Source organism: Candidatus Magnetobacterium casense (assembly GCF_019173545.1).
GTDB classification, from domain to species: Bacteria; Nitrospirota; Thermodesulfovibrionia; order Thermodesulfovibrionales; family Magnetobacteriaceae; genus Magnetobacterium; species Magnetobacterium cryptolimnobacter.
In genome coordinates, this window is record NZ_JABXWD010000251.1 from 1 (window position 1) to 5,093 (window position 5,093).

5 protein-coding genes are annotated in these 5,093 nt (G+C 47.4%); 2 read left to right on the forward strand and 3 right to left on the reverse strand.

Annotated elements, in window-relative coordinates; genetic code table 11:
* Nucleotides 1–171 precede the first annotated feature (171 nt).
* Together HWQ67_RS12460 and HWQ67_RS12465 are read right to left on the reverse strand one after the other, a co-directional pair.
* On the reverse strand, nucleotides 172–405 hold the full coding sequence (locus tag HWQ67_RS12460) for a diguanylate cyclase (protein ID WP_218253015.1): 234 nt from the start codon (nucleotides 403–405) through the stop codon (nucleotides 172–174).
* The gene (locus tag HWQ67_RS12465) at nucleotides 389–1,081 is read right to left on the reverse strand and encodes a sensor domain-containing diguanylate cyclase (protein ID WP_218253016.1); all 693 of its coding nucleotides are present in this window, start codon (nucleotides 1,079–1,081) and stop codon (nucleotides 389–391) included. Before HWQ67_RS12465 ends, HWQ67_RS12460 begins: the two co-directional genes overlap by 17 nt.
* A 124-nt stretch (nucleotides 1,082–1,205) precedes the next feature.
* Between HWQ67_RS12465 and HWQ67_RS12470 the strand changes: the two genes are divergently transcribed.
* Nucleotides 1,206–2,423, forward strand: a complete 1,218-nt coding sequence (locus tag HWQ67_RS12470; protein ID WP_218253017.1) for an HD-GYP domain-containing protein — start codon at nucleotides 1,206–1,208, stop codon at nucleotides 2,421–2,423.
* 22 nt (nucleotides 2,424–2,445) lie between these two features.
* On the opposite strand, the gene HWQ67_RS12475 is transcribed toward HWQ67_RS12470, so the two are convergent.
* On the reverse strand, nucleotides 2,446–3,675 hold the full coding sequence (locus HWQ67_RS12475) for a glycosyltransferase family 2 protein (RefSeq protein ID WP_255317261.1): 1,230 nt from the start codon (nucleotides 3,673–3,675) through the stop codon (nucleotides 2,446–2,448).
* A gap of 118 nt (nucleotides 3,676–3,793) precedes the next feature.
* On the opposite strand from HWQ67_RS12475, the gene HWQ67_RS12480 reads away from it, so the two are divergent.
* On the forward strand, nucleotides 3,794–4,855 hold the full coding sequence (locus HWQ67_RS12480) for a radical SAM/SPASM domain-containing protein (protein WP_218253019.1): 1,062 nt from the start codon (nucleotides 3,794–3,796) through the stop codon (nucleotides 4,853–4,855).
* The last annotated feature ends 238 nt before the right edge of the window (nucleotides 4,856–5,093 follow it).

A 5,093-nucleotide genomic window follows, 5' to 3' on the forward strand; every position in this document is an offset into this window, starting at 1 on the left:
GTACCACAATCAACCGTGGTTGCAAGGATTTAAGCCACTTTTATACCTGTGTAATATGGCATTGTTGCTATGCGTGAGCAACGTGACCACGTTTGAATGGAGTGCTACCACTTTCTCTTCTATTGTCATATAGCTACTTTAAACATAGTTAAGGTTAAAAAAATACAGTCCCTATGCCAGTGGTGCGGTAATAACCCTGTTGCGGCCTGTTTTTTTTGCCTCATAGAGGGCGCCGTCGGCTTTTTCCAGGAGTACGGTTGGTGAATATATGTCCGCTTGCATCTGGGCAACTCCCAGGCTGATAGTAACTCTTACTATTTGGTTGTTGAAGTTGCTTTCAAGCTCCATGACGGACTTCCTCAGTCTTTCTGCCACCGTGTGGGCACCCTCAAGCTCGGTCTCCACCAGCACGCAACAGAACTCCTCCCCCCCCATAACGCGCTATCACGTCTATCTCCCTCAACTGGGACAGACACATGGAAGCCGTGGCCTTCAGGATGAGGTCGCCACAGGTATGTCCATAGGTGTCGTTGACCTTTTTGAAGAAGTCTATGTCAAACATTATCAAGCTGAAGGGTTTTGATGTCCTCATGTATCGTGAGAACTCTTCGCTGAGGCGGGTTTCAAGATATCTGCGATTATATGTACCGGTGAGGGGGTCGGTGATGTTTAGTTCCAGCAACGTTTGTTCGTGTGCCACCTGTGCCGTTACATCCTGCACGGTGATGAAGATGTATACGGTGCCGTCCTGTTCATTGCGCAGTGCCCCCATGATGCAATTTTGCCGCATATGGTCGTAGTTTACGCTAAAGGACCCCACCGGTTTAAACGGAAACAGATACTTATACGGCTTGTGTCCAAAAAAAACATTGTTGCCCAGCATGATTACAGATTTCAGGTTCCTGAGAAATCTGGTCGTATTCAGATGGGGATAGAGGTCAAAGACAGACGTCCCCACTGCCTCGCTTGAGCTTAACTCGCTGTGCAACTGCATCCAGCGGTTCCAGTGAACGACCTTAAAGTCGCTGTCAAGGATGACAAGTCCGATGTTTACTACGTCAAAGATGGCCGAAAAATTCATTTGTATGCTATTGTACTATTTTATACCCCCATTTTTCAATTGCTGATGCACGGAGGTATAAAGATTAGGAAAAAATATTTTTGCTTGCCATATTTTTCTGATGTTATGTATTATAATATTACGTATGATAAAGAAGGTTAGAGTAGAGGACTTGAAGCCGGGGATATATATATCCGATCTGAACTGTAGCTGGATAATGCACCCTTTTTTGGCCAATAAGTTTAAACTCAAGGCTGAGAGTCAGATTCAGAAGATTATCGGTCTTGGGATTGCCGAGGTCTATATAGACACCGAAAAGGGTTTAGACGTTGAGCAGGCCGTAACAAAGCAGGAGATACAGGAGAGCATCCAGAAGGAGTTTAAGGAGGTCATTGACACCAAGCAACACTCCCAACAGAACCATGTCTCTACCGCAGAAGAAGCCAAGACGGCCACGCTGGTGATCAAAGAGGCAAAAAAGATAGTGTCAACCATCATGGACGACGCACGTATGGGCAAGCAGGTCAAGATGGAGCGGATTGCCCCTGTGGTCGATAAGATGATAGACTCGGTGTTTCGCAATCAGGATGCACTTGTAAGCCTTGGCAGGCTAAAGAACGTCGATGAGTATACGTTTATGCACTCGGTCAGTGTAGCGGCTATGATGATATCCTTTTGCAGGGAGATTAATTTGCCTCGCCCCGAAATAGAGCAGATTGCCAGTGGGGCGATATTGCATGACATCGGAAAGACGAAGGTTCCGCTAACGGTTCTCAATAAACCGGGGAAGTTGACAGAGGATGAGTTTATACAGATAAAGCAGCATGTCACTTACGGGGTCGATATACTGGAAAATATACCTGCAATGTCTGACAGATCCATGTGTGTTGTCGCACAGCATCATGAGCACTACAGCGGCAAGGGCTATCCCAAGGGGCTGAAGGGTGAAGAGATACACAAATACGGGCAGATGATGGCCATAGTTGACGTCTTTGATGCCATAACGTCAAACCGGTGTTATCACAAGGGCATGTCAACCATAGAGGCAATGAGGAAGTTGCTGGAATGGAGCGATTTCAACTTCAATAAAGCCGTTACCCATACTTTCATAAGGTCTATAGGGATATATCCTGTAGGGTCCATGGTTCGGTTAAAAAGCAGCAAACTGGCCGTTGTTATTGACAGAGGATTTGACAACAGCCATTTCGAGCCTATTGTCAAGGTGGTCTATGACATAAATAAATCAAAATACATATTCCCCCCCTTTACACTCGATCTCGCCAAAGACAATACCGCTGATGAGATACAGTGCCACGAGGTGCCTGCCAAGTGGAACCTTGACCCTTCGGTCTTCGATCCGTAAGTGGGAAAACCGTAAATTACCGTTACTGCTGCCGAGTTCCCTTGGGCGTGTGGGACGGCGGAAATAGCTTGTCTCTGATTTCGTAGTAGCGTTTGGCCAGTTTCCATGACATGCTGTTGGAGGCGTTAACGTTAAACTGTTCGATTTCGGCTATTTGGTGTATTAAGGCCATGAAATCGTTTATGATTGTTTTATAGTCCTCACCCGGTAAGTGTTCCATGTTTTCAACAAATGCAAATATCAGCTCCAGGTATGCCAGTACAACCGTAGTCACGGGCAGCTCCGGTCTGGTTTGTTCCTTTTGTGTTTGCAGAAAGAGTCTCAGTGGTCTGATGACCTCCTTGTTGGCCTGGAGTGTTATCAGTAGTTTCATGTGTTCATGCAACTGTTGATTGGCAGTCTCCAAGAGAGCGATCCTTTGTTGCAAGTCATTGTTTTTAGCTATTTCGGAGTCGGCTCGTTTATTGGCCTCAACGGTGACGCACTTGCGTTTGTTGCCAACGAGGCCATAGTTACGGATGACCCCTTCCGTTATTTTGTCCTTGTGTTTGTTAAGCACCCTGAAATATGCGTCGTTTTTTACATCTTCGCCGGCGTGGGTTATCTGCGAGCACTTGTCCCAGTTGTTGTAGTGTGCGGTGGTTTTTTTTATGTGATGAAACGGATGTATTGCGGCCAATCTGATAAGCAGGTCCCAGTCCTCAAACAGCTCAAAGTCCTCATCAAAGAGGCTACCCTCAATGGCGCTCCGCTTAAAGAGCAGACAGTGTATCGGGATATAGTTTTCCAGGAGGAGTGTGTCGTAGTTGAAGTCCTCTGAATAAAATACATATGTGTATGCGTCTGTGAAGTTCTGTTTTTCTATGTTGTACTGCTTGTGTACGATTTCACAGTCTGAGTATGCGGTGTGGAAGTCGCTTCTTTCCAGGAAGGTCACCAACGTATCGAGGTGTTCAGGCATGAGGTCGTCGTCGTCATCGAGGAAGCCGATGTAGTTCCCCGCAGCGTTTGTCAGTCCAACGTTGCCGGCATGGGAGCGCCCGTGGTTTTCCTCCAGCGCAATGTATCTGCACTGACAATCACCGAGGATTAGGCTTATTTCTTCTATGTCTAAGGCACACCCGCCGTCATTGACCAATACAACCTCTATCGGTCTGTACGTTTGCCCGGCAATGCTCTCCAAGGCTTTGAGGAGCATTTTGGGTCGATCCTTTGTCCGTACTATAAGTGAAACCAGAGGTTTTTTATCCATATATATGTTTCAACTGCTGTATTATAGCATATGACAAACATAAATTTTGCTCAGAGTAATACGTTTTTTTCACGACTATGTTACAATACCCTGATGAAAGGGAATCTGCTGAGTTAGCATGGAGTTCGTGCCCAGGTGGATAGCGTGGGAAATCACGCGCAGGTGCAACTTAAAATGCGTCCATTGCCGTTCGTCGTCGGAGGACACGGCACCGGGACATGAGGACTTCACACTTGATGAGGCCCGGCGCATCATTGACGACATCCGTAGTTACACCGACCCGGTAATAGTGCTCTCCGGGGGAGAGCCGCTGCTAAGGGCCGACGTCTACGACATAGCCCGCTATGGGACGTCAAAGGGCTTGCGCATGTGTCTGGCCACAAACGGCTCGCTCGTCTCCGATACGGTCTGTGCCGATATCAAGGCCGCCGGGATCAGGATCGTATCGTTGAGCCTCGATGGCGCAACGGCAGAGGTGCATGACAACTTCAGATGTCAGCAGGGCGCCTTTGATGGCGTAATGAGGGCGGCATGGCTATTCAAACGACACGGAATAGACTTCATTGTCAACTCGTCCTTTACCAAACGCAATCAGGCCGATATCCCCGCCGTTTATAAGCTGGCCAAGGATATTGGCGCCTCGGCCTGGTACATGTTTATGATAGTGCCCACGGGCAGGGGACAAGAGATGATGACCGAACTCATCTCCAAAGAAGACTACGAGGAAATACTCAACTGGCACTACTACATGGAAAAGGACGAAGACACGTTGTTGGTGCGTCCAACGTGCGCCCCCCACTACTACAGGATCGTGTTGCAGAAGGCAAAGAAGGAAGGCCAACGGATGAAACAACGGTCGTTAAAGTTCTCCACGGGCGGTTCCAAGGGCTGCATCGCAGGGCAACTCATATGTCTCATAGACGTTGACGGTAACGTACAGCCATGCAGTTATCTCCAGCAGTATGCGGGCAACATCCGCAGGGAGTCGTTTAAGGATATCTGGGAGGGGTCGGCGTTGTTTAAGGACATGCGAGACTTTAAGAGTTACGAGGGAAGATGCGGCGCCTGCGAGTACATTAAGGTATGTGGGGGCTGCAGGGCCAGGGCCTACACCATACACGGCGATTACATGCAAGAGGAACCATTTTGCAGCCATCAGCCAAGGGGCATGACCGGGTGACTCCTCGTCATAATCCCAGTTCAGACTCTCTCTTTTCTCTAAAATATTTATTGTTTCCATATGGTTTGTCTCCTCTCTGAATTTTATCATGAATGAAAAGTATTGGTAAACATTTATTATCAGAATTTGTGTATCCTCTTTAAAAAGCATGGTAAAATTAATTTCATGGTTTAAAGGCATGGATTCCTGCTTTCGCAGGAATGACAGTTACAGGCTTTTTCCAAGTTTGTCATTCCTG